Source organism: Pseudoalteromonas sp. S1610 (assembly GCF_005887465.1).
Classification (GTDB): Bacteria; Pseudomonadota; Gammaproteobacteria; order Enterobacterales; family Alteromonadaceae; genus Pseudoalteromonas; species Pseudoalteromonas undina.
In genome coordinates this window covers 109,652-134,004 of the sequence record NZ_PNDI01000001.1, presented here as the reverse complement: position 1 = coordinate 134,004, position 24,353 = coordinate 109,652, and the positions used below count along the sequence as shown (strand labels likewise).

22 protein-coding genes are annotated in these 24,353 nt (G+C 40.8%); 9 read left to right on the top strand and 13 right to left on the bottom strand.

The window, feature by feature from the left end; translation table 11 throughout:
- Positions 1-8: 8 nt before the first annotated feature.
- The 5 genes from CWB77_RS00650 to flgB are packed head-to-tail and all read right to left on the bottom strand — an operon-like array spanning position 9 to position 3,610.
- Positions 9-740: a flagellar basal body rod protein FlgF gene (locus CWB77_RS00650; RefSeq protein ID WP_075170645.1), complete on the bottom strand. Its 732-nt coding sequence runs from the start codon at positions 738-740 to the stop codon at positions 9-11.
- 11 nt (positions 741-751) lie between these two features.
- On the bottom strand, positions 752-2,098 hold the full coding sequence (locus CWB77_RS00645) for a flagellar hook protein FlgE (RefSeq protein WP_075170646.1): 1,347 nt from the start codon (positions 2,096-2,098) through the stop codon (positions 752-754).
- A gap of 18 nt (positions 2,099-2,116) precedes the next feature.
- Positions 2,117-2,770 (bottom strand): flagellar hook assembly protein FlgD, encoded by a 654-nt coding sequence (locus CWB77_RS00640; protein ID WP_138620860.1) that lies wholly within the window; start codon positions 2,768-2,770, stop codon positions 2,117-2,119.
- 4 nt (positions 2,771-2,774) lie between these two features.
- Complete coding sequence (gene flgC, locus CWB77_RS00635; protein ID WP_010391144.1) at positions 2,775-3,191, bottom strand: flagellar basal body rod protein FlgC; 417 nt, start codon at positions 3,189-3,191, stop codon at positions 2,775-2,777.
- Positions 3,191-3,610, bottom strand: coding sequence for a flagellar basal body rod protein FlgB (gene flgB, locus CWB77_RS00630; RefSeq protein ID WP_010391142.1), 420 nt, complete (start codon positions 3,608-3,610; stop codon positions 3,191-3,193). Before flgB ends, flgC begins: the two co-directional genes overlap by 1 nt.
- Positions 3,611-3,669: 59 nt before the next feature.
- On the opposite strand from flgB, the gene flgA reads away from it, so the two are divergent.
- The 5 genes from flgA to CWB77_RS00605 all read left to right on the top strand — a co-directional run bounded on the left by flgA (position 3,670) and on the right by CWB77_RS00605 (position 7,795).
- On the top strand, positions 3,670-4,431 hold the full coding sequence (flgA, locus tag CWB77_RS00625; RefSeq protein WP_138620858.1) for a flagellar basal body P-ring formation chaperone FlgA: 762 nt from the start codon (positions 3,670-3,672) through the stop codon (positions 4,429-4,431).
- Between the two features lie 93 nt (positions 4,432-4,524).
- Positions 4,525-4,815: a flagellar biosynthesis anti-sigma factor FlgM gene (gene flgM / locus CWB77_RS00620; RefSeq protein WP_138620856.1), complete on the top strand. Its 291-nt coding sequence runs from the start codon at positions 4,525-4,527 to the stop codon at positions 4,813-4,815.
- The gene (flgN, locus tag CWB77_RS00615; RefSeq protein ID WP_010391136.1) at positions 4,812-5,234 is read left to right on the top strand and encodes a flagellar export chaperone FlgN; all 423 of its coding nucleotides are present in this window, start codon (positions 4,812-4,814) and stop codon (positions 5,232-5,234) included. The genes flgM and flgN overlap by 4 nt, the downstream gene beginning before the upstream one ends.
- A gap of 507 nt (positions 5,235-5,741) precedes the next feature.
- Positions 5,742-7,259 carry a DUF3360 family protein gene (locus CWB77_RS00610; RefSeq protein ID WP_138620854.1) on the top strand — a complete coding sequence of 506 codons (1,518 nt, stop codon included), beginning with the start codon at positions 5,742-5,744 and terminating at the stop codon, positions 7,257-7,259.
- 338 nt (positions 7,260-7,597) lie between these two features.
- Positions 7,598-7,795, top strand: coding sequence for a CsbD family protein (locus tag CWB77_RS00605; RefSeq protein ID WP_008111942.1), 198 nt, complete (start codon positions 7,598-7,600; stop codon positions 7,793-7,795).
- A gap of 75 nt (positions 7,796-7,870) precedes the next feature.
- Here the strand turns inward: CWB77_RS00605 and CWB77_RS00600 are convergent, their stop codons facing one another.
- The 6 genes from CWB77_RS00600 to CWB77_RS00575 all read right to left on the bottom strand — a co-directional run bounded on the left by CWB77_RS00600 (position 7,871) and on the right by CWB77_RS00575 (position 16,504).
- Complete coding sequence (locus CWB77_RS00600; protein ID WP_138620853.1) at positions 7,871-8,566, bottom strand: aspartate/glutamate racemase family protein; 696 nt, start codon at positions 8,564-8,566, stop codon at positions 7,871-7,873.
- Between the two features lie 204 nt (positions 8,567-8,770).
- Positions 8,771-10,378, bottom strand: a complete 1,608-nt coding sequence (locus tag CWB77_RS00595; RefSeq protein ID WP_138620851.1) for a coiled-coil domain-containing protein — start codon at positions 10,376-10,378, stop codon at positions 8,771-8,773.
- Complete coding sequence (locus CWB77_RS00590) at positions 10,368-11,387, bottom strand: hypothetical protein (protein WP_138620848.1); 1,020 nt, start codon at positions 11,385-11,387, stop codon at positions 10,368-10,370. The genes CWB77_RS00595 and CWB77_RS00590 overlap by 11 nt, the downstream gene beginning before the upstream one ends.
- A gap of 468 nt (positions 11,388-11,855) precedes the next feature.
- On the bottom strand, positions 11,856-14,486 hold the full coding sequence (gene metH / locus CWB77_RS00585) for a methionine synthase (protein WP_138620846.1): 2,631 nt from the start codon (positions 14,484-14,486) through the stop codon (positions 11,856-11,858).
- 10 nt (positions 14,487-14,496) lie between these two features.
- Positions 14,497-15,567, bottom strand: a complete 1,071-nt coding sequence (locus CWB77_RS00580) for a homocysteine S-methyltransferase family protein (RefSeq protein WP_138620844.1) — start codon at positions 15,565-15,567, stop codon at positions 14,497-14,499.
- On the bottom strand, positions 15,557-16,504 hold the full coding sequence (locus CWB77_RS00575; protein WP_138620842.1) for a homoserine O-succinyltransferase: 948 nt from the start codon (positions 16,502-16,504) through the stop codon (positions 15,557-15,559). Before CWB77_RS00575 ends, CWB77_RS00580 begins: the two co-directional genes overlap by 11 nt.
- 225 nt (positions 16,505-16,729) lie before the next feature.
- On the opposite strand from CWB77_RS00575, the gene ettA reads away from it, so the two are divergent.
- The 3 genes from ettA to CWB77_RS00560 all read left to right on the top strand — a co-directional run bounded on the left by ettA (position 16,730) and on the right by CWB77_RS00560 (position 19,869).
- Positions 16,730-18,403, top strand: coding sequence for an energy-dependent translational throttle protein EttA (gene ettA, locus CWB77_RS00570; protein ID WP_008111928.1), 1,674 nt, complete (start codon positions 16,730-16,732; stop codon positions 18,401-18,403).
- Positions 18,404-18,540: 137 nt separating this feature from the next.
- Positions 18,541-18,903, top strand: a complete 363-nt coding sequence (locus tag CWB77_RS00565; RefSeq protein ID WP_054202042.1) for a PilZ domain-containing protein — start codon at positions 18,541-18,543, stop codon at positions 18,901-18,903.
- A gap of 57 nt (positions 18,904-18,960) precedes the next feature.
- A complete protein-coding gene (locus CWB77_RS00560; RefSeq protein WP_138620840.1) occupies positions 18,961-19,869 on the top strand; it encodes a histone deacetylase family protein in 909 nt (302 codons plus the stop codon).
- Here CWB77_RS00560 and CWB77_RS00555 read toward each other — a convergent pair whose 3' ends face one another.
- Both CWB77_RS00555 and CWB77_RS00550 read right to left on the bottom strand, forming a co-directional pair.
- On the bottom strand, positions 19,870-20,868 hold the full coding sequence (locus CWB77_RS00555; protein ID WP_055011644.1) for an AraC family transcriptional regulator: 999 nt from the start codon (positions 20,866-20,868) through the stop codon (positions 19,870-19,872).
- A complete protein-coding gene (locus tag CWB77_RS00550) occupies positions 20,852-21,760 on the bottom strand; it encodes a GGDEF domain-containing protein (RefSeq protein ID WP_138620838.1) in 909 nt (302 codons plus the stop codon). Before CWB77_RS00550 ends, CWB77_RS00555 begins: the two co-directional genes overlap by 17 nt.
- A 285-nt stretch (positions 21,761-22,045) precedes the next feature.
- Between CWB77_RS00550 and CWB77_RS00545 the strand changes: the two genes are divergently transcribed.
- The gene (locus CWB77_RS00545; RefSeq protein WP_138620835.1) at positions 22,046-24,352 is read left to right on the top strand and encodes a TonB-dependent receptor plug domain-containing protein; all 2,307 of its coding nucleotides are present in this window, start codon (positions 22,046-22,048) and stop codon (positions 24,350-24,352) included.
- Position 24,353 lies beyond the last annotated feature (1 nt).

Here is a 24,353-nt window from a genome sequence, read left to right as displayed (position 1 = left end):
CTTCCTATTTATCCACGTCCGCTGATGAGTTTATTACCGCTGGTCGCTAATTCGTCAGCAGACTTCATCATTTTTACATTCATCTCAAATTGGCGGCTAATATTCATTGTTTTGATCATTTCAGCCACGGCATTCACATTAGAACCTTCTAAAGCACCGGTTCTTACTGTAATTGTTTCGTCGGCTTCAAGCGGCTGTAAATCGTTAGCTCTGAGTAAGCCATCAGCACCTTTAATTAAGTTTGCATCGGTACTGGCTAATTTAATTTGCGCATCTTCTGCAATTACACCGCCGCCAATGGGGGTTAGGTTGATCATGCCGTTTGAGCCAATTTCAATATCACCAAACTCAGGAAGTTGAATATCGCCACCGTCACCTTGCACACGTCGGCCATTAACAGTAATAAAGCCATCGGCATCAACCACTAAGTTACCCGCACGGGTATAAGCCGGTTCACCGTTGTCATCCATCACTTCTAAATAACCGCCGTTGCTCAGTGCTATATCAAGATTACGGCCAGTATCCATGATTGGCCCTGACGATAAGTCAGTAGTTACTGGTGTTAGTTGCGCGTGGTAACGAGTACGAAAGCCCTCGCCTTGTACCATCATTGATTGCGCTTGCTCTAAGTCGGCCTTAAAACCTACGGTGCTAACATTTGCTAAGTTATTTGCAGCAACGCGTAAGGCGGTATTATTAAGTTCAGCACCCGAAACGGCGGTATAAATTAACTTTTCCACGCTCAGCTTCCTTAGGTGTTACTAAATAAAATTTGCATCATTTCATCAGCACTGCTGATGGTTTTAGCATTGGCTTGGTAATTTTGTTGAAATGACATTAAGCCAACCAGCTGTTCACTAATATCAACATTTGAGCCCATAAATGAACCCGACAGTAATTTACCCAATGAGCCACTTTCTGGCTCGCCATAAAGTGCAGAGCCTGACTCTTCAGTTTGATACCACACGGTATTACTGCCTTGCTCTAAGCCATCAACATTCGCAAACGAGGCAAGTACAACCTGACCTTGTAATTTAGATTCACCGTTAGTAAATGTTGCAAATACACGGCCGTCGTCTTCAACTTTCACACCAGAAAACGCCCCTGAGGTATAGCCGTTGGCATCATTTTCGTTAACACTAAAACTTGAACCAAACTGCGTTGTACCATCGAATTTTAGGTTTATAGCTAAAGCGGCAGCACCAGTACTTATTTCAGCATTTGTTGTTGCAGCAGCGCCCGCAACACCAACAGATAAGTTGACAGCTTTTACATCCGGTGTTGTCGAATAAGGGATCATTTGACCGTCAGTATCAAACTTTATAGTTAAAGTACCAGCGGCCACTGTAGTAGCTGTACCTGTTCCATCATCAACCGATTGAGTTCCTATTGTTGCACCCGTTGCAGCTAATTGCGCTTGAGTTAAAGGCTTTCCATCTAAGAAAAACATCGCTTGCCATTCGTTGCTACCCGTATGGTTAAAATACTGAGTCATTACATGGCTGTTACCTAAGGAGTCGAATACTTCGGTAGATTGAGAAAAGTTATATTGGCTACCATCTTTAGGATCAAATAGCGCAGGAGCTGTTGGATAAGCAATCACGTCGCTAGAAGAACTTAAGTTACCGTTAAAGTTAATATTGGTACTGGCTTGTGCTTCTATGTTTGAGGCTTCAATTTTTAAATCAGTTAATACACCCGGTACAATTGTCGGATCACCACCATCAACCTGAGACACGCCAAAACCTTGCAGTTTGCCGCCGTTGGCATTAACAATATTTAAGTCGTTATCTAACTGAAACTGGCCTGCTTGGGTGTAAGCTGTTCGGCCGTTTTCTGATATGGCAAAAAAACCTTGGCCATCAATAGCAATATCCAGCGCATTACCGGTGCGCACAATTTCACCACCGGTGACAAAATCTTCTTTAACATTGGCAACTTTAACGCCGCCGCGTTGACTGCCGTTATACACTGCGGCAAATTCTGCGGTGTTATTTTTATAACCAGCAGTACCCGAGTTAGCAATATTATTACTGGTTACTTCTAATCCTGTTTGGGTACTTTTAAGACCACTTAATCCTATATTGAACATAGACATATTATTTATTCCTCTTATTTATGCCACTTGATTAATTTCAGTGATACCAAAATTACCCAAACCATCGACTTGTAATAAAATATCTTCTAACGACTTACCTACAGAAACACGCTCAACCTCACCGCTTAGCCAAGTATCAAGCTGCTTTGGTACCTCTTCAGTAGTGGCATACGCTCTCACTGCATACGCACCGGCTTCTTGGTTTTCAAATTCAAAACGCAATGAACCGACTCCAGAATAAGGCAGTTGTTTTTCTTCAACTAGCTCACCTTCTTGGTTATAAAGTTGCACAGTGACAGAGTCTGCCGCTTCCCCTAAATTAACCATGCCAGAGACACTGCCATCTTGTTCAAGGGCAATACTGCTTGCTTGTACATCAACCGTTTGGCCAACCATATTAGTGGCTTCAAGCACCGCTAAGCTGCTCACATAATCCAAACCATCGGCGGTGTTTTGGCGAATGCTTTGTAACGACTCAACATTAGAAAACTCCGCAAGCTGGCTCACATATTGGGTGCCGTCCATAGGTTGTAATGGATTTTGATTGCTGATTTGCGCAACGAGTAACTCTAAAAACATGGTCGACATTTCATCTGCTGAACTATTACCGGCAATATTCGTGGTGTTTTTTGCCCCGTCGGCTGCGCTTGGAACGGCTGAATTAACTTGCATAAAATTATTGTCCTAACTTAAGAATGCTTTGCTGCATGCTATTTACACGCCCCATAACTTCAACAGATGTTTGGTAGCTGCGACTTGCAGACATCATGTCGGCCATTTCTTCAAGTGCATTTACGTTGGAGTAAAATACATAACCATCGTTGTTAGCAATTGGGTTATTTGGCTCGTAGCGCTGCTCTACCGCACGATTTGACTCAGTGATCCCTAATACATCAACCGAGGCTGAAATTGATTGGCTGTCTTGTGTTTGTTTGTACAAAGCAGAAAATACTGGTTTAAGTGCCTTGTAAGCGTCGGCTTCTGAACCGGCTGCGGTATCGGCATTGGCTAGGTTAGATGCAATGGTATCGAGGCGAATAACTTGAGCGCGCATGGCGCTGCCGCTAGCGTCATAAATTGAATTAAAAGACATTATGATTTCCCTGAAATAACTTTATGTAAGCCATTTATTTTCATATTTAAGAAGGTCAAACTGGTTTGAAAATCCATACTGTTGCTGGCAAATTTTGCTTGCTCAATATTTAACTCAACAGTGTTGCCATCACTTGATGGTTGATAAGGAACGCGATATTTAAGTTCATCCGTTTGTACACCAGCAAAATCAACATCTCTGTTTTGCGAAAAACTGGATGAAACACTTTGCATAATTTGACGGTAATCTACATCTCGAGATTTAAACCCAGGCGTGTCAACATTAGCCAAGTTACTGGCAATGACTTCTGCTCTGTCTAACCTTAATTTCATTGAAAAAGGGTGAACACCTAACGCTTTATCAAATAGTTCCATTGTTGCCTCTAATTTTTGTTTCTTGTATGCTTTCGCGCTTCGCATACACTTTCTACCTTGTGTATAACAACCTTTATGCCAACTTTTAAAGGTATATTTTTTCAATGACTTACATAAAAAAAGAGCAAAAAACAGCCCAGCACACGGAAGCTAAACTTCCCCAAGGGAAGCGTTGGCTTTTCCGCTTACTTTTAACTATTGGACTTCTGCCAGCTCATGCTATGGCCATCCCCATTAATTTTGATAAAGAAATTCGGCAGTTTTTGCACAGTGAAATTAAGAGCTATTTGCGCTCAGTTAATTCGCAAAGTCAGCGACAAGATATAGAATTATTTATTCCTAAAGGCAGCGAAAATTTAAGCTGTGATGAATTGCAAATCACTCGCTCACAAAATCACACGCCACCTGCAGGCAGGGTGAGTATTTCTGTATCTTGCCCATCGCCTGCTTGGCGTTTTAGAGCCAGTGCCAAAGTAAGTGTGTGGATAAACCTAGTAGCTGCCAAGCACACTTTAAACCGAGGTAAAGTGCTTAATAAGCAAGACTTAGAATATAAAAGCGTGGATTTAGGTAAGCACCGCCACCAAGGCGAAACCGATATTGACCAGCTAGTTGGACTCACCGTTAAACGCGAGATTGATAAAGGCACGGTGGTCTCCACCCGATACCTAGAAAAGCAGTATTTAATCAATAAAAATGAGCATATTTCACTGCAAATAAATACCGCAACTTTCTCGGCCAATGTTAAAGCCATTGCTCTTGAAGATGGCCAGCTTGGTGAGGTTATTAATGTAAAAAATTTATCATCAAAAAAAGTTGTTCAAGGCAGAGTAATTGCGCAAGGTGTGGCAGAGGCGGCATTTTAAAAAATGTCGAAATAAAAGTTAAGTAATGCTTGTACTTGGTCGCTGATATAAACTAAGCAATATAAATTCGATAAACGAATTAGGTAATAAACAATGAATATAAGTGCAATAACAACCACTACGGTTGATCAAAGCCAAAAAACAAACCAGCGTTCTTCACTGGATGCAAAACCAGAGCAACAACCTGTAGCGACTAAACAAGAGCAAGCAAACTCAGTGAGTGCATTAAGTAAATCAATAGACTCAACATTTCAAGATTTAGCTGCAAAACCAGACGTTGATATGGATAAAGTAGCCATGATGAAAGCGGCAATTGCCAGTGGTGAATTTAAAATTAACATTGATGAAACCGTTAACGCTATGGTTGAACTTCATAAAAAATGAAAACTGTAAAAGAGTATATTGTAAGTCTGCAACAAGACATTACTAAGCTAGACGCGTTAATTGAATTACTTGAAACGCAATACGAATTGCTAAGCCAACGTAATGTGCAGCTAGAAACACATAATAAAAAAATGCTCGGCTTTTTAGAAAGCTTAAATGAATCGCACAACCAGCGCGATGGCTTTTTGGTGAGTTTAGGCTTACAAGGTGGCAAAGAAGGTTTAGCACAATTAACCGCGCTTCTACCTGTTGATATAAACACCCTTACTACTAAGCTATTGCATCAGCTTGAGCTAAAAACTAAAACCTGCAAAATAATGAATGAACGCTCAGGGCAATTACTCTCAAGCCAGCGTCGGTTGTTACAGCGCTTAACTGGCGGTGAAAACAAACAAGCTTACCCAGAAATGCCTTTATAAATACGTTACATAAAGGCATTTTCTTGTTTAGTCACTTTGCGCTATATTTTTACTTTACTCCTATTATTACCTTTTAAAACCCTATCTTGAGTCCAAAAATAGTTGTTCCGCTAAAACTTAGTATTATTAGCTTTTGTGCAACTTTGCGGCTAATTGTATTTATAATAAGCAAATAGCGGCTAACGTCACCTTTATTAGACTAAAGAATGATTGCTGCTGAATCTGCTGATTTTATGACCTTTTCGCTATTCTGCATGACAAGATCACACTGTAAAAACAAAACAATAAACCACTGAATTTAAAGACCTTTTAAATTTAACAAGCCAGTTACAACACATCCCTTTGCTATTTTTGTTAACATTTACAAAGCGTTAAACTGGGCTATGCACGACCTTTTGCCTAATTACAATATGTAGCAAGCTGTTTTACCCTGCGCACTCAACGTTCATTTGCTTTGTAAAAGCTGTATTTTTATTTTGAGTTAGCAACTAAGTTGCAGGAGAAGTCATGACCACCAAGCCGCTAGATGATAATTCATCTGATGCTATACCAGGAGCGGATACTCAAACCGCGTCCGATAGCTATGAAAATCTTCATAAACCCAGCTCTGAGTTTGAAAGCCGCGACGCTTATCTAGAGCACGAACTGCAAATTATGCAGCCAAAACGCTGGCGTCCAAATTTACCGTTTAGAGATTATCGCTTTGAATTTGAAGACACCATTCCAGCAATGGCCGCTACTATAGGTAAAGTTGTGATGGTTGCAGCCATTGCTGCCACGTTTGCAGGCCCTTTGGGGTTAAGTGATGGCTTTGTACTTGAAAACGTACGCTACGAACTTTTAATTGTTTCGTTATTTATTTTACTATTTTCTGGCTTTATTTTACCGACCGCTAACTTAGCGGGTACTCATGGCCCACTCATTCCATTAATTCCTATTGTGGTTGCCGCAGGCGGACACCCTATGGCCTTTGGTTTGCTCATAGGAGCCTTTGGATTGATATTAGCATTTAGTAAAGGCGGCAGTCTCATGGCCAAGCTCACCAGTAAAGGGGTGTGTGGTGGCCTACTCCTCTATTTAGGCTTTGTGGGTACCATTTCTCAGGTTAAAAAGCTGTTTGCATGGGCTGAAGAAATTCAAATGACCCATATTGCCTTTATTGTAATCTTAGCCACAATTTTACTTTATGCTTTACTGGAGCATTACAAAAAACGCTGGTTAGCCGTGCCACTGAGCTGTTTAATTGGTGGTTTTACTGCTTTTGCATTGGGCGCACCGTTTGAGTTTCATACGGCACCGGGCTTACCAAATATGAACCCTATGTACTGGTGGGGTGAAAACACTGGTTGGATGCTTGGCTTACCAACAGCAGAAAGCTTTGTAGTTGTTCTTCCTTTTGCAGTTTTAGCGGTTGCTATGTGGTCACCTGACTTTTTAGGCCATCAAGTATTTCAAAAAATTAGTTACCCAGAGCGTACTGAAAAAGTACAAATGAATATTGACGATACCATGCTTAGCGCATCAACAAGACAAACCTTTGGCTCGCTATTAGGCGGTGCTAACTTTGCGTCATCTTGGGGCACTTACATTGTTCCTGCTGCTATTGCAAAACGCCCTATTCCTGCAGGCGCAATTTTAACTGCGTTATTTTGTATTATCGCGGGTGTTTGGGGCTATCCAATGGACTTAGCTATTTGGCAGCCAGTATTGTGTGTTGCATTAATTGTAGGGGTGTTTATTCCACTACTTGAAGCGGGTATGGAAATGACCCGTGAAGGTAAAACCACCCAATCAGCCGCCATTGTGGTGTTTGCATCAAGCCTAGTAAACCCTGCATTTGGTTGGTCACTAACTATGCTACTTGATAACTTGGGCCTTATTGGCTGTAAAGAAAGAAGTGCTGATTTATCGCGAATGAGTCGCTGGGTCATCCCACTTATAATGTTTGTATTATTAACCGGTGTAATGGCAATGGTAGGTATGCTACCAGGCATTCCTGCGCTAATGCCAAGCTTTAGACATTAATTCCTTTATTAAACAGCAAAGCGAGCTTTAATAGCTCGCTTTTTTATTGTACTTATAAAAAACCAGCACAGTGTACTTGCAATAATCCCCCTTGAAGTAACAGCCCTGAAGTAACAGTCCCTGAAATAATTACAAGCCACCCTGCAGAATTTTTATAAAACTCGCCACCAGCTAAAAAACCTTATGTATCAAAAAACCATAACCAGTTGATATATAAATGAAATCAAACATTTCACTTTCTGGTATAGGCTTTGCACCCTTATAAGTGAACGTTAAAAATCATTTTATTAGTAACGCTTTTAAAATGAAAAATCATCACTTTTAATAAGGAGCTAACTATGAATAGCGATCGTATCGAAGGAAACTGGAAAGAACTTAAAGGTAAAGCGCAGCAAAAATGGGGCGATCTTACCAACGATGATTTAGATAAAATTGAAGGTAGCCGTACAGAGCTTGTTGGTAAAATTCAGCAAAAATACGGTAAATCCAAAGATGAAGCCGAGCGCGAAGTAAATGACTTTGAGAAAGGTCATTAATATAAAGCGTGTTAACAGCTTTACTTGCTAATAAAAAACCGCCAATTGGCGGTTTTTTTGTTATCTCAAGCTTAACTATTTTGCCAGCGCTAGTTTTACTGCTGCTTCGGCATGTATTTTGGTGGTATCGTAAAGTGGAACCTGTGTATGTTGTGGCTTTACCAACAAGGCGATTTCAGTACAGCCTAAAATAATGGCCTGTGCGCCTTGCTCAAATAAGCGCTCTATAATACGCACATAATCGGCTCGCGAATCGTCATCAATAATCCCTTGGCATAACTGCGAATAAATAACCTCGTGCACACGCTTTCGCTCATTAGGCTCAGGTATTAATACCTCAATGTTATGCTTATTGGTTAAACGCTCTTTGTAAAAGTTTTGCTCCATTGTAAATTGCGTTCCCAACAATCCTACTCGCGTAATGTTATCGTGCTTTAGTTGCTCGGCGGTCGCATCGGCGATGTGCAAAATAGGAATGGTAATATTATTGGCAATTTCATCGGCCACTTTATGCATCGTGTTGGTACAAATAAGTAAAAAGTCGGCACCACCAGCCTCTACAGATTTAGCCGCCTCGGTGAGAATATTGGCTGTTTGTTGCCAATCGCCCTGGTGCTGCATTGCTTCAATTTCAGCAAAATCAACACTCACCATACAAATTTTGGCACTATGTAGCCCACCCAACGAGTTTTTAACGCCTTCGTTTAAAGCTTTGTAATAGCTGGCTGTTGACTCCCAACTCATACCACCCAACATACCGATTGTTTTCATAAAATAGCCTTGTTTTTATTGTATCAAGAGGGCAACCGAAATACTGAAGCGATGTTCTAGATAAATCCTAAGAAAAAACATTATCTTTTCTACTTTAAGGCTTTAGCTGTCAGTATCGACCCATAGAGCTATAGGTTTTTTATCTAAAGTAAACTTTAGTAATGTTGATTAATGTATTAAAGTTAGATTTGCACCTTTTCTCTGTTATAAGCTCGTGACACCAAACTCTTTGCAGATATTCAAAAACTCATTATTATGCGTACTTGTTAATATTTTACTATCAGTGTGTGAACTGTAATCAAGAGCTGTAACTGCACCATAAGTCTCATATTTTTCAACAATATACTCTTCTTTTTTCAAAGTTGATGTAACAATCACTTGCTTATCTAAGTTCTCAAATATTTCAATCATTTTTAACTCTTTAAAGCTCGATAGTTCTCGATCTCTAAATGAATCTATAATAATTGGAAATTTATGTTTGAAAACAACATATAACGCATAGATTTTTGAGAAATAAAATTCTTGCTCTTCGCTTCCAGAATAATTCACTGACCGCTTAGTAAATAAACTTGTAAATGTTTGAACTCCGGTTTCATCTATTACAGAATAGATTTCGTTCATAATTTTAACGATCTTATCTACTAATTCTTTCTGCTGCTTAGAGAAACCTTCTTGCTTTGTACTAGAATCTTGTATTTTCTGAGTTAACAAACTAATCTCTTTCAGTGTATCTGAGCGCTCTTGATCCAATCCACCTGTATCTTTAAGCTCATCTTGAAATAATATTAAATCTCTTAGCTCTGGTGATACTTGAGTAAGTTCGTTATTCAATTCTTTCTGAATAACTGATATTTCATAATCGATTCGCGAGACAGCTTCTTTTTTCATTATAATATTATTTTCTAATGAAAGAAGAATTGACCGTCGAACTTCTTTATTACTGATATCAAAATTAACATTCTTTGATTTGTAAGTAATATTTTCACTACCACACTCATCACAATGTACTTTCCCAAGACTAATAGCTAGATTCAAAGAGTTTAGCTCTGCCTCTAAATTTTTATGGTTGTTCAGCCTAGTATTTTCGGAATACCTTTGTTTACGAAGCTTAACTACATTTTCATTTAGCTTTTTAAGGCGTAACTCTTGTTCTTTAAAGGCTTTGAAACTTTCAGAAGACTTAACATTCTCAAGAACAGCCTTATTAATATTAAAACGATCAATTTCTTTTGATAGTTTTGCTTCTTTAATTCTAAGCTGCTTTAAATCACCTTTAAATTTTTTTATTTCGTCACTAGATAGTTCAGTTCCAGCAATGCCATTAAGTGCATATAACATCTCAATAAAGTCAGATTTATTATAATATCCGCTATTAAAAATATTTGATGTATCTCGTTTATCTTGTCCAACAAAGAAAATTTGCAGGAAAAGGCTTAAGTCAACTATTTTGGGTAATCCTCGATGTACAATTTCTGGCAGTTTAAAAATATTTTTATCAAAAAAGTATTTAAACTCGGATGCAGACTCGAGAATATTTAATTGGCTATCGACTAAAACTGTAAATGTATTATTCCTTCTGAGAATTTTAAAGGTATTATTATCTAATTCAAATTCAAGGAAAAAGTAATAAGTTGAATTATCAAACCCTGCTGGAAAAATTGGCTCATTTCCTAGTGCATACATAATTCCCTGTAACACTAAGGTTTTCCCTTTGTTGTTATCGTTACTAAAAATAATGTTTAAATGTTCGCCAAAACGACTCTCAATAAAAGAAACCGAATCACTACCAAAAGCAAATTTCTTAATTTTCACTGATTAGACCATCCTTTATTATTGCAACAAGAAATTTGATTGAATCAACACTCATATGCTCTGTTTTTTGTATTAAGCTGGTATCAATCTCTCCGATTACATCTAAGACTTTTTTTGAGCGCTCTTTAGATAAAGAATCAAAAATAGCAGCGAATAATCGCCAAAAATACTTTTGGTTATTCTTATCAAAAAATGCTCGACTAAGCTCTGCATTTCTTTCAAAAACGTGGTCTTCTATATCATCCTCATCAATATATCTTGTAAACACAGCATAGCTACTAGGAAGACTTTTTCTAGTTGAAAATACATCCCCACCAACTAGCCTATTTAAAACGAATACTTGAAGATCTTGGCTTGTTAGGTGTCTTTTTAGCCCTAATACCTCGTTGGGTCTTTTAATTTCAATATTTTCGATATCAGAATTTTTGAGAGCGGTTTGCTTATCCCTAATTTCCTTGAATATTGCGGTGTAAAAATCATCCCCCTTTATATTAGAAGATTTAAACTTCATAATACCTTTTATGTAAGTACTTTCTTTAGATCTATCTTCAACAAATAGTACTTTTTCTAGAAAGTTATTTAGCTCTACATTTCCATCTAAGTTTGCCTTAGACCTTAGTCCTTCAAGTACTTTAATTCGTTGATTTTCTTTGAAATTACTGATTCCGTAATTTTTTAAAGATGTATTCTCAAGGTAACGCTCATGCAGCCTTGGCATGAAAAACACAAACTCTTGGAAGAAGGGACTAAATTTAGAAGTATAATTTTCGTATAGAGTTATTAAATAGGTACCAATTTTAAGAGGGGTTAAATTCTTTTCACCTTTCGATTGGACGTCCCATAGATTCTCTTTATCACACATACCTGCAACATCATTAAAACAATCAACGGTCAGTACGGTAATATCCGCGTACTTTTTTGTATTTGCAGCCAAATATAAAAGTGACTTTGTCTCAAAGACCGATGCTTTTAAATTGTTGCGCTCAGTTTTTGTAAATATATAAGTCACGTCAATGGACTCATATCAACAAGTGAGTATAGGTCTCGCATAAACTTAATAGTCCTTTCCAACGACATCATTCAATCCTTTTTTATTGTTTTTATAGCGAACAAAGACTTATCTTGAGTCTAACCTCTTAAATATAAAATTATAATAACCTAAAGGTATTATAATTATTTTACATCCACGTATAAAAACAATGTTAAGATAAATGTATAAACGATATGCCTCCTATGTCAGACCAAAACATTAACAAGTAACAATAACTGTAATAACTTCTATTGAGTAGAGCTGACAAACTTTTACAGATTAAAACGCATTTATTTACTGACGATAGGTACAGGTGGCCTATTTATTTCATCTATAGCCATGAAATAAATAGTCTCATACAAAAAACGAGCCTAATTTGGCTCGTTTTTCTTTTACTGATTGCTGACAGCTAAAAACTGACCGCTTCAACTTTTTACTGCTGCTCTTTTATTCTGGATCATACCCCAAGTTAGGCGATAACCACCTTTCGGCTTCTGCGAGCGTCATATTTGTTCGCTTAGCGTAGTCTTCTACCTGATCCTTTTGTACTGCCGCTACCGCGTAGTATTTCGCTTGTGGATGTGAGAAATACCAACCTGAAACAGCAGCCCCTGGCCACATGGCGTACGAGCTGGTGAGCTGCATACCAATACGTTCTTCGGTATCGAGCAACTGCCAAATTTTCTTTTTCTCGGTGTGCTCTGGGCACGCTGGGTAACCCGGTGCTGGGCGAATACCTTGGTAGTTTTCGCGAATTAGCTCATCGTTAGGCAGGTTTTCATCGGGTGCATATCCCCAATACTCTTTACGCACTTGCTCGTGCAGGTATTCGGCAAAGGCCTCAGCAAGCCTGTCGGCAACCGCTTTTACCATTATTTTATTGTAGTCGTCTTGCTTGGCATCGAACGCGTCAGCAAGATCGTCTTCTTCTAAGCCACCTGTTACCGCAAACGCACCAAAGTAATCTGGCGTACCTTTTGGCGCAATGTAATCGGCTAAACAGTAATTAGCAAAGTCGGTTTTTTCGGTTTGCTGGCGCAAATGGCACGAAGTAGTTAATAGCTCTTTGCGGGTTTCGTCGGTGTAAATTTCTATGTCATCGCCCACGCGGTTTGCAGGGAATAAACCAATTACACCTAGTGGTTGCAAAGTTCCTGATTTTTCAAGGTCGTCGAGCATATCGTTGGCGTCTTTAAACAAGCTCTGTGCTTGTTCACCCACTACTTCATCGTCCATTATGCGCGGATACTTACCGGCGATTGACCAGGTCATAAAGTACGGCGTCCAGTCTATGTATTTGCGTAAAGTCGCGATTGATACATTTTTAAACTCGGTCACGCCCAGCTTTTTCGGCACGGGTGGCGTGTAGTTATCCCAATCGAGCTTTGCTGCATTATCGCGGGCGCGCTGTATGGTAACCGGTTTTGAGCGCGGCTTTTTGCGTGCTTGTTGTTCGCGTACTTTGTCGTACTCGGCGGTGGTTTTAGCTAAAAATTCTGCTTTATACTCTTTTGATAATAAATTAGACACCACACCCACGGCGCGGCTGGCGTTATTTACATACACCACGCCTTTGTCGTACTGCGGCTCTATTTTAACTGCAGTATGCGCTTTTGAGGTGGTTGCCCCACCAATCATGAGTGGTAGCTCAAAGCCACGACGTTTCATTTCTTTGGCAACATGTACCATTTCATCAAGTGATGGGGTAATTAAGCCCGAAAGGCCTATAATATCGGCTTTTTCGTCAATTGCTGTTTGCAGTATTTTTTCGGTAGGTACCATTACGCCTAAGTCGATTACTTCGTAGTTATTACATTGCAGTACTACGCCTACAATGTTTTTACCTATATCGTGCACGTCACCTTTTACGGTAGCCATAACAATTTTACCGTTGGTCGCGCCTTCCTCTTTTTCGGCTTCAATGAATGGGTCAAGGTAGGCGACCGCGCGTTTCATTACACGGGCCGACTTAACCACTTGGGGTAAAAACATTTTACCCGCGCCAAATAAATCCCCAACCACGTTCATGCCATCCATTAATGGCCCTTCAATCACGTGAATAGGTTTATCAGCGCCAGCACGGCATTCTTCTGTGTCTTCATCTATAAAAGTGGTAATGCCTTTAACTAGAGCGTGTTCTAGGCGTTTTTCAACAGGCCATGTTCGCCACTCTAAATCTTCTACGCGTTCAGCTTGTGCCATGCCTGAATATTTAGGCGCAAGTTCAACAAGGCGCTCACCTGCACCTGGATCGGTATTAAGAATTACATCTTCTACGGCTTTGCGAAGTTCCTCGGGGATGTCGTCGTAAACCGCAAGCTGCCCTGCGTTTACTATGCCCATATCCATACCCGCTTTTATCGCATGATATAAAAATACCGAGTGAATCGCTTCGCGTACCGGGTTATTACCTCTAAACGAAAACGATACGTTTGACACCCCACCTGACACTTTACAATGGGGTAAATTTTGCTTAATACGGCGGGTGCCTTCAATAAATTCTACGGCGTAGTTGTCGTGCTCTTCTATGCCGGTGGCAACGGCAAATATGTTGGGGTCGAATATAATGTCTTCTGGCGGAAAGCCAATTTCGTCGACCAAAATACGGTAGCTGCGCTCACAAATTTCAAACTTACGATCGGCAGTATCGGCTTGACCTTCGGTATCAAACGCCATTACAACAGCGGCGGCGCCAAAGCGTTTTATAATTTTAGCTTGGCGAATAAACGGCTCTTCACCCTCTTTAAGTGAAATGGAGTTAACAATGGCCTTGCCTTGAATACACTTTAAGCCTGCTTCTATAACTTCCCACTTTGAGGAGTCGACCATTATAGGTACTTTAGAAATATCAGGCTCTGAGGCAATTAAGTTTAAAAACTTAACCATGGCGGCTTTTGAGTCCAGCATGGCTTCGTCCATGTTGATATCAATAACCTGTGCGCCATTTTCTACTTGTTCGCGAGCTACATTAAGGGCTGTTTCGTAGTCTTCTTCCATGATCAAACGTTTAAACATGGCCGAGCCAGTTACGTTAGTACGCTCGCCGACATTGGTAAATACTGCAATTTGTTGGGTCATTGGCGGCTCCTTAATTTAAGTTACAGGCTTCTAGGCCTGATAAACGCATACGCACTTCAAGCTCTGGTAATTTTCGTGGTGCTGCGCCTTCAAGCCCTTTGGCAAAGGCACGAATGTGCGCAGGCGTAGTGCCGCAGCAACCGCCAACAATATTAATAAAGCCCGATTTACCCCAATCTATGATCTCTTTTGCCATGTCGTCTGCTTCTAAATCGTATTCTCCAAACTCATTAGGTAAGCCCGCATTAGGGTGAACAGAGACAAAGGTTTCGCACACGCGCGATAGCTCTTCAACGTATTGGCGCAGTAAATCTGGCCCAAGAGCGCAATTTAAGCCAATTGAAAGCGGCTTAATATGGCGAATAGAGTTATAAAATGCTTCGGTGGTTTGCCCTGAAAGCGTGCGGCCTGAGGCGTCGGTAATAGTGCCTGATATCATCACTGGTAATGTACGCCCTGCTTGTTCAAACGCCTCTTCTACCGCGAATGAGGCGGCTTTTGCATTAAGCGTGTCAAATATGGTTTCGATAAGTATTAAATCAGCGCCGCCTTCCATTAATGCAAGAGTAGACTCTACATACGCAGTCACTAACTTATCAAAGGTGATATTACGATAGCCCGGGTCGTTTACATCCGGCGATAACGAACAGGTTTTAGATGTTGGCCCTAACACACCCGCTACATAGCGCGGTTTTTCTGGGGTTTTAGCGCTAAATTCATCACATACAGTACGGGCTAACTTAGCTGACTCTAAATTAACTTCACGGCTTATGCTCGCCATGTCGTAATCTTCCATCGAAATAGTGGTCGAGTTAAAGGTGTTAGTTTCGATAATATCGGCACCGGCGGCTAAAAAACTGCGGTGTATATCAGTAATAATTTCAGGCTTGGTTAGGCTTAATAAATCGTTATTACCTTTAATAAGCACGTGCCAATCTTTAAAACGTTCACCACGGTAGTCTTGCTCTTCAAGCTTATGCGCTTGGATCATGGTTCCCATTGCACCATCTAAAATTAAAATGCGCTGTTTGAGCGCAGCACTCAGCTCTTGATGCTTATTGTTTTGAGAATTATTCGGCATAGTTGTTAGTCCTTACGTCTTGGCTAACTAAGTTAATATCATAGGGTGTGGTTTGGTAAACGTAATAATTTAACCAGTTTGAAAACAGTAAAAACGCGTGGCTTTGCCATGTTTTAGACGGTTGTTTGCTGACATCGTCATCAGGAAAATAGTTTTCGGGCTTTGGCGCATCGGGACTTTTTTGTAAATCGCGCTCATATTCGGCTTTTAAACTGTCGGCATCATATTCGGGGTGGCCGGTAATAAACACTTGGCTGCCCGATTTATTTTTAAGTAAATACGCCCCTACTCGTTCAGAGCCTGCTAATACCACCAGCTCTTCACAGGCGTTTATTTTATTAATATCTATGTGGCCATAGCGTGAGTGGGGTACTAAAAAGGTATCGTCAAAGCCGCGGGTAAGTGCACCATGGGCAAAGTAGCATTGGTGGGTAAACACCCCACAGAGTTTATTGTCTTTTAAATTGCGCTTTAAATTATAACGGTGGAATAAGGCCGCGTGGGCAGCCCAGCACGAAAACAAGGTAGAAGTTACATGTTGCTCGGCCCAATCAATAATTACTTTGAGCTCTTCCCAATACGCTACTTCTTCATACTCTAAATGTGCGAGCGGTGCACCGGTAATTAACAGTGCATCGTAGTTGTTGTTTTTTACTTCTGAGAAATAACGATAAAAAGTATCTAAGTGTTGCTCTGAGTTGCTACTACTGCGGTGCGTGTCTAGGCGCAATAGCTCAACATTTACTTGCAGCGGAGAGTTAGCCAACAAGCGAATAAACTGTACCTCGGTTTCTACTTTATTAGGCATAAGATTAAGAATAGCCAAACGCATAGGGCGTATTTCTTGGGTTTTTGCACGCGTTTTTGGCATTACAAACACGTTTTCATGACGTAAACGTGCAATAGCTGGCAATTCGTCTTCTACTGTAATTGGCATTCTTAAAGCTCCTGCTCATAAAAACCGAGAGTTAATACGCTCTCATTATGAACAGAATGCCAAAAATATCAACCTCTAGATGTATAGATGTCTAAATGGAATTTATTCACGCAGCTTATATAAATTGAATATGTACTTTAAAACAGTGCCATTCGTTGACTGTTTCACCTGTGAGCCACTACAATACAGCATTGAAATTTTTATTATTATTTGAAGGCTTCTTCCATGGTTTTACCTGATAAGTTTATATTCTCGATGAGTCGAGTATCTAAGGTTGTGCCACCAAAACGCACTATCTTAAAAGATATTTCGTTGCATTTTTTCCCAGGCGCAAAAATTGGTGTGCTAGGTTTAAATGGTTCTGGTAAATCATCACTACTTCGCATTATGGCGGGTGTTGATGAAGAGTTTGAAGGTGAAGCTCGCCCTCAACCAGGCACTAAAATTGGTTACTTACCGCAAGAGCCTGTTTTGGACGAAAGCAAAACAGTTCGTGAAATTGTTGAAGAAGCTGTAGGTGAAGTAAAACATGCCCTTAACCGCCTTGACGAAGTGTATAACGAATACGCAATGGAAGGTGCTGACTTTGACGCACTGGCTAAAGAGCAAGGTGAATTAGAAGCGGTTATTCAAGCCCACGATGGTCATAATATCGATAACGTATTAGAGCGTGCTGCCGATGCACTTCGTTTACCTGAGTGGGATGCTAAAATTGAGCACCTATCGGGTGGCGAGCGCCGTCGTGTTGCTATTTGTCGTTTGTTACTTGAAAAACCAGACATGCTGATTCTCGATGAACCAACTAACCACTTAGATGCTGAGTCGGTTGCCTGGTTAGAGCGCTTCTTACATGACTACGAAGGCACTGTTGTGGCAGTAACGCATGACCGTTACTTCCTTGATAATGTAGCAGGTTGGATTTTAGAGCTTGACCGTGGTGAAGGTATTCCGTGGGAAGGTAACTACTCGTCTTGGCTTGAGCAAAAAGATGCCCGCTTACAACAAGAGCAAAAATCTGAAAAAGCACGTCAAAAATCAATTGCACAAGAACTTGAGTGGGTGCGTTCAAACCCTAAAGGTCGTCAAGCTAAGTCAAAAGCACGTATGGCGCAGTTTAGCGAGCTACAACAGTCTGATTACCAAAAACGTAACGAAACCAACGAATTGTTTATTCCACCTGGCCCACGTTTAGGTGACCAAGTATTAGAAGTAAACAACTTACGTAAAAGCTTTGGCGACCGCGTTTTAATTGATGATTTAAGCTTTAGCATGCCTAAGGGCGCTATTGTGGGTATTATTGGTGCCAATGGTGCAGGTAAATCAACGCTATTCAAAATGTTAAGCGGTGAAGAGCAGCCAGATAGCGGCAATATTAGCATTGGTGAAACAGTAGAACTGGCAACTGTTGATCAGTTCCGTGGCAACATGGACGAAAGTAAAACGGTATTCCAAGAAATCTCTGACGGCCAAGATGTACTAAAAATTGGTAACTTTGAGTTCCCAAGCCGTGCTTACGTTAGCCGTTTTAACTTTAAAGGTAACGATCAGCAAAAGTTTGTTAAAGACTTATCTGGCGGTGAGCGCAACCGTTTACACCTAGCTAAGCTGTTAAAAGCAGGCGGCAACGTGGTGCTTCTGGATGAGCCAACTAATGACTTGGACGTTGAAACATTACGTGCTCTTGAGAATGCTATTTTAGAATTCCCAGGTTGTGTAATGTGTATCTCGCATGACCGTTGGTTCCTTGACCGTATTGCTACACACATTTTAGATTACCGCGACGAAGGCCAAATTAACTTCTTTGATGGTAACTACACTGAATACGAAGAGTGGCTTAAAAAGACTCTTGGCGCAGAAGCTGCACAGCCTAAGCGCATAAAGTATAAAAAAATTGGCTAACAGCCACAGTGAATAAGTTAAAAGCCCTGCATTTAATGCGGGGCTTTTTTATGCGAGCTATTTTTATCTTTAAGCAAATTGGCGTGTTGGGCATTACCAGCTATGCTTATTATAAATAACAGCTTTATAAGATTATTATGCAAAACCGTCGGCAATTTTCTCGTATTATGTTCTCTACTGCAGCGCAATTAGTTATGGCTAGCAGCCAGTATGAATGCACTCTATTAGATATCTCTTTACATGGTGCGCTTATTACTAAAAGCGATACATTTACTGGGAACAAAAATGACGAAGCAGTACTACGTTTTACTTTGCCACAAAGCGATATTGAAATAAAAATGCCGGTGGTTATTCGTCACATAGAAGAAAACCATATTGGTCTTAAATGCCATAGTATTGATATAGACAGTATCACGCATTTAAAGCGTTTAGTTGAGCTAAACCTTGCTGATGAAACATTATTACACCGCGAGCTTGAAACGCTTATTCACCAAACATAAATAGACGCACTGCGTGAAGTTGATTACCATAATCAAAAATAATTAAACGACGCAGATATGAGTTTAAACCCCAATCTACCTTTAGTTTATCATCCTAACTACTCGTTTAGTTTTGATCCCAAGCATCGCTTTGTAATGAGTAAATTTGCTCAGCTACACCAGCATGTTAAAACCCTTGGACTTGCTGGCAGTAATATCATAGAGCCACCACATGGTAGTGTAGAAGAGCTAGAAATAGTACATTGTGAAAATTACATTCACGATTTATGGCATAACCGCCTAGACGAAAAAGCCATGCGCCGTATTGGCCTGCCTTGGTCACAAGCACTAATGAACCGCACATTTACCGCCCCGCTAGGAACACTGCAAACCGCGCGTTTAGCGCTTAAAAATGGGCTTGCGTGCCATTTAGCGGGCGGCACTCACCATGCCCACAGTGATTTTGGATCGGGTTTTTGTATGGTGAACGATTTAGCTTTTACCGCACAAACGTTAATTCAAAATCGTGAAGTGACCAACGTACTGATTTTTGATTTAGATGTTCACCAAGGCGATGGCACCGCAGCTATGTTGTCCCATCAACCTTATGCGTTTACCTGTTCAATACACTGTGAAAAAAACTTCCCATTTAGAAAGTCCCCTAGCGATTTAGATATTGGTTTAGCCAATAATATGCAAGATGCTGAATATTTAGGTATTGTTGACGATACGCTGCAATTTTTATTAAACGAGCTTAACCCGGATCTTGTTTTATACGATGCTGGCGTTGATATTTGGCAAGAGGATGGCTTAGGCAAACTGGATATTAGTTGGCAAGGGATAGAAAAGCGCGATCACTTAGTGCTTAAACGCTGCCTTGCAAATAATACTCCTGTTGCCACTGTGATTGGTGGAGGCTATGACAGAGATCATCAGCGCCTAGCAAAGCGCCATGGCATTGTTATAGAGCAAGCGGCTAGTTTTTAATTATATTTTTAACTGACTTGGCGTAATGCCGGTCCAACGCTTAAATGCTCGGCGAAAGTTAGGAATATCATAAAATGCAAGCCGATCAGCCACACGTTCATTACCTTGCTGGCACACCCCCAGTAAATGCAGAGCTTTTAGTTTATTTTGCTCATCTTGTAATTGAGAGTAACTGACACCGTGTTGTTTTAACTTACGTTTAAACGTAGCAGAGCTCATGGCAAAATGCTCAGCACTGTTAGCAAGGCTGTTGTTTTTATCACGGTAAATGCGCTGGCACACAGCCTCAACAAAAGACTGTGATACATTCTTATGTAACTCACTTTGCGCTATGCACTGCTGCCACCTAAGCTGACTAGCCTCTGGGTTTGTGCACTTAAGTAGTTGTTTATTAAAGTGCCAACGGGTATAGGGTTGTTCAAACCGTATTCGTAAGCCTAAGTGCTGCTCATATTCTTGAATATGCCGAGGGCGTTTACAGGTAAAGTCAAAATAACAATGTGGATACACATTACATACTCGTTTTAGTAAGCTCATTAACGCAGCGCTGTATATTTCAAAACAATAATTTTTTAATGACTCGTCCATACCGATACTCGGTTGCAAGTACAGATATAAATCGTCTTTAAATATATGCCTACGGGTAAATAATAAAGGGGCAATAACGGTACTAATTTGTTGTAATTGCTTTAAAGCCATACCTAAACTGGGGCTTAAACGCACACTTTGCACTGCTGGGCTAACGTCATTAACCAATTGATGACCCAGTAAAAAGCCACTATCATTACTCTTCATTAAGGCTTTAAACTGGCTAATTAAAGCCAATAACTGCGATAAACTAAAGCGCTGTGATAGATCATATAAATCTTGCTCAAAAATACCCGTACCACGCAGCAATTTATGCAGCGGGATCCCTCGTCCTTGAGCAAGCTCCACCAGCGCAGTGATCATTCCCTCCGCGCTGAGGTATTTATCATCTAGGCTAATATACTGCTGCACCTACAAGCGCCTTTTCTTGTTGTAATTGTTGATGTAACTGGCTGGTTTGCTGCACTGGATCTTGCGCTAAATCCATTGCCATGGTGGCGGTTAAAATATGCTGAAACTGTGCGCCTTTGCTTTTTGCAACTTTAAACGCACAATGGTTAAGCGCCGCTTTCATTTGCGCTAGTAACTCTTTGGCTTGGCTTTGGCTGGTATTCGGCATAAGCACAATAAAACAATCGCCAGCATAGCGACAAAGCACATCATTCAAACGGCAATTCATTACTAATAAATCACTAACTTCTCGCAGTAACCTATCACCTTCACTAAAACCAAACTGCGCATTAAACTTTGCAAAATCACGAATATCAATAACACCTAAAGTGCCGCCTTGCTGCTCTGTTTGTTGTTGCTGCATAAGTGAATGTAAGTAGTTAACTCGGTATAACCCTGTTACAGGGCAGACTTTTTCATGTTCGCGAAGATGCGCTTCACGACGACGCAATTGACGATTTAAAACAAATTGCTCTTGATGCCAATAATAAAGCCCTGCGCTGGTAAGCGACATACCAAACGGCGCTGGCAGTGACTCAAACCAGGTGAGCCATAATTGTGAAGGTTGTTTTAACCACTCATCGAGTAAATCGAGCGTGGCTGAGAACATAAACAAACCTAAACCTAACACTAATAAGGTAGTTACTTTGCCTGGCGGGCGTGAAATAAGTAACGCAACTATCCAGCTGAGGGTCATCAACACTATACCGCCCTCACCAACAATATCGAGCCACGCAATGTCTTGCCATTGCTTAAGTTCGCCAAAGTAAGCGCATATTGCTACAGCAATAACCAATAATAAAATGATGGTATTAGTTAATTTTGCATGGCTGGTAAATGGGTTATATCGCATTGTTTAAGTCTTCTAAGGTTTACACTATGCGTATGCTAGCGCGGTACTGATTTATTAGGCAGAGTCATTTTGGCTCATTGATATGACATTGAGATTAAAATTTTTAGGTATTTAACCTAGTAATAACCATTTTTAGTGCGCTAGAGCCGTGTTTAAACAGCTCAAATGTCTGTTTAAAAAGCGCTAAGTTGGCGTTTTGTCAGGAATTAACTGTAAAGCTGTCACATTAGCGTCATTAACTTTTTTTAGTTTGCTCACCAAACCAAGGACAACCGGAGCAAATCAATGAAACAATTTAAGTTAAATGCTGTTGTGGCGGCATTAGCACTGAGCCAATTTAGTGTTAGCGTAAATGCACAAGAACAAACATCACCAAGAGAACCTGAAGTAAAGGTTTCTGAAGAGCTTGTGGTCTATGGCGAGATTGGTTATCGCAACCGCTCGCAAGAACTAGCGCCAACGCTTGAATATTCACAAGAATACTTTCAACGTTTTGAACCACTCACCGCCGGTGATGCGCTAAAGCGTGTTCCTAGTGTGACTTTTTTATCTGACGTACTTGAATCAGACGGCGCTCGTATGCGCGGCTTAAGCCCTGCTTACACAAAAGTACTTATTAATGGCGAAGAAGTTCCGGGCGCCGGTGCTGACCGTTCATTTTTTGTCGACCGTATTCCAGCAGAATTAATTGAGCGTGTAGAAATTATTCGTTCATCAAGTGCCAACCGCTCTGCCGATGCTATAGCAGGCACACTTAATATTGTACTTCGCGATGGCTATAGCTTAGACGGCGGTTATATTCGCGCTGGTGGCTTACGTTACGATGACGGCGAACTAAAAGAAAGCTTTGCGGGCGTTTACGGTACTGAGTTTGCAGGTGGCCGTTTACTAGTAGGTGCCAATTTACAAGGTCGTTATAACCCAAAACAAAAATCAAGCAGACGTTATGGCGATAGCCCTGAAAATAACCCGAATTACGCTACAGACGATTTTGATAACCGTGAAGATCAATCTGATACTCGTGATGGCGATGACACATCATTAAATGCCAGCTTTGAAAAGGTGTTTGATAACGGCGGCAAGTTTGATATTAGCGCCATGTGGGTTGATACCGTTCGTACCGAAGATGAGCGCTCTTTTGAATACGACGACGCATCTGCAACCTCAGGCTCTGTCGTTGAGGGTGGTAATTTAATCTCAGATAACGCAAACGTTTCGTTTATTGATCAAACCAACTACAACATTAATTCTGGCTATGAATTACCCCTACTGGGCGGTACCAGCAAATTTAAAGTAGGCTATGCCAGCTTTGAAGAGTCTGTTTACGAACAAGAAGTTGAGCTTGATACCTCAGAGCTCCCAATGGTGTTTGAAGAAGCAGAAGAAACCGTTGATATCGATGATAAAGAATGGTCATTACAATGGCAGCACAGCTTACTGGTAGGTGACTCGAAAGAAGTTCAGTTTGGTGCTTTTGTGCAAGGCAAAGAACGCGACACAGCTATTTTTGTCGCTGAAGATGAAAGTGAGCAAACACTGACTGGATGGGCTCAATTTAGCGAGACGCCAATGTCATTAGCACAATTTAATAACGAATTTGAACCAGTAGACGGCGGTGTTAATAAACTTGAAGAAGACCGTTTTGACTTGTTTGCGCTAATCAAGCATGAAGCGGATGTGTTCTCATGGGAGATGGGGGTGCGCTGGGAGTCAACTGACTCAAGTATTACCGATACCAATGAAGGCGTTACTGCCGAAAATGATTATGACTTTTTCTTACCGTCGGCTCACTTTCGTTACAGCGTCAGTGATAACGGACGAGTCAGCGCCTCTGTTGCTCGCAGCTTACGTCGCCCTGACTTTGACTACATGACACCCGCCCTACTTGAAGAAGAGCTCGCTGATAATGACTTTTTAGGCAACCCAAGCCTTAAACCAGAATCATCTTGGGGTATCGATTTAGGTTACGAATACCGTTTAGGTAAAAGTGGCGTTGTAGGTGTAAACGTATTTTACCGTGACGTTAGCGACCTTATTGAAATTGCCAGTACCGGTGTTGAAGGCTCAGAAGGCGAAGGCACATTTGTACTGCAACCACAAAATACTGGTGATGGCACAGTTCAAGGTATTGAGTTTGATTTATCAACGCCACTGAGCTCCTTAAACATGCCTAACACAGGTATCTTCTTAAATTACTCTTGGCTTGATAGTGAAGTTGAAGATAGCTTTGGTAAGCGTAAATTTAATGACCAATCGGATTATGTTTATAACGTTGGCTTTATCCAAGATTTACCAACACTACGCGCATCATTTGGGGCAACGTACCGTAACCAAGGTGATGCATACGGACGCTTTGTGGGTGAAGAAGTAACAACCTCTTACGGTGCTGATTTAGAGCTTTTCGTTGAAAAGCGCTGGGATGACATCACTCTACGCCTTGTAGGTTCAAACTTACTGGATGCCAGTAAAGATGAAGTCTTCAACAAGTTTGACTCGCTTGATGATCAAAACAATCGTGCCTTTGATGAGTACGAGCTTGAATCGGAAGAAGCAGGCCCAGTGATTCAAGTAATGCTGCGTTACGCATTCTAAT

Coding starts and splice junctions, on each gene's coding strand:
- CWB77_RS00580 (WP_138620844.1), bottom strand. CDS start 15,567: ATGCCGAATAATTCTCAAAACAATAAGCATCAAGAGCTGAGTGCTGCG.
- CWB77_RS00575 (WP_138620842.1), bottom strand. CDS start 16,504: ATGCCAATTACAGTAGAAGACGAATTGCCAGCTATTGCACGTTTACGT.
- CWB77_RS00600 (WP_138620853.1), bottom strand. CDS start 8,566: ATGAAAACAATCGGTATGTTGGGTGGTATGAGTTGGGAGTCAACAGCC.
- CWB77_RS00640 (WP_138620860.1), bottom strand. CDS start 2,770: ATGCAAGTTAATTCAGCCGTTCCAAGCGCAGCCGACGGGGCAAAAAAC.
- flgA (WP_138620858.1), top strand. CDS start 3,670: ATGACTTACATAAAAAAAGAGCAAAAAACAGCCCAGCACACGGAAGCT.
- flgM (WP_138620856.1), top strand. CDS start 4,525: ATGAATATAAGTGCAATAACAACCACTACGGTTGATCAAAGCCAAAAA.
- CWB77_RS00605 (WP_008111942.1), top strand. CDS start 7,598: ATGAATAGCGATCGTATCGAAGGAAACTGGAAAGAACTTAAAGGTAAA.
- flgC (WP_010391144.1), bottom strand. CDS start 3,191: ATGTCTTTTAATTCAATTTATGACGCTAGCGGCAGCGCCATGCGCGCT.
- flgN (WP_010391136.1), top strand. CDS start 4,812: ATGAAAACTGTAAAAGAGTATATTGTAAGTCTGCAACAAGACATTACT.
- flgB (WP_010391142.1), bottom strand. CDS start 3,610: ATGCGAAGCGCGAAAGCATACAAGAAACAAAAATTAGAGGCAACAATG.
- CWB77_RS00545 (WP_138620835.1), top strand. CDS start 22,046: ATGAAACAATTTAAGTTAAATGCTGTTGTGGCGGCATTAGCACTGAGC.
- metH (WP_138620846.1), bottom strand. CDS start 14,486: ATGACCCAACAAATTGCAGTATTTACCAATGTCGGCGAGCGTACTAAC.
- ettA (WP_008111928.1), top strand. CDS start 16,730: ATGGTTTTACCTGATAAGTTTATATTCTCGATGAGTCGAGTATCTAAG.
- CWB77_RS00610 (WP_138620854.1), top strand. CDS start 5,742: ATGACCACCAAGCCGCTAGATGATAATTCATCTGATGCTATACCAGGA.
- CWB77_RS00645 (WP_075170646.1), bottom strand. CDS start 2,098: ATGTCTATGTTCAATATAGGATTAAGTGGTCTTAAAAGTACCCAAACA.
- CWB77_RS00560 (WP_138620840.1), top strand. CDS start 18,961: ATGAGTTTAAACCCCAATCTACCTTTAGTTTATCATCCTAACTACTCG.
- CWB77_RS00565 (WP_054202042.1), top strand. CDS start 18,541: ATGCAAAACCGTCGGCAATTTTCTCGTATTATGTTCTCTACTGCAGCG.
- CWB77_RS00550 (WP_138620838.1), bottom strand. CDS start 21,760: ATGCGATATAACCCATTTACCAGCCATGCAAAATTAACTAATACCATC.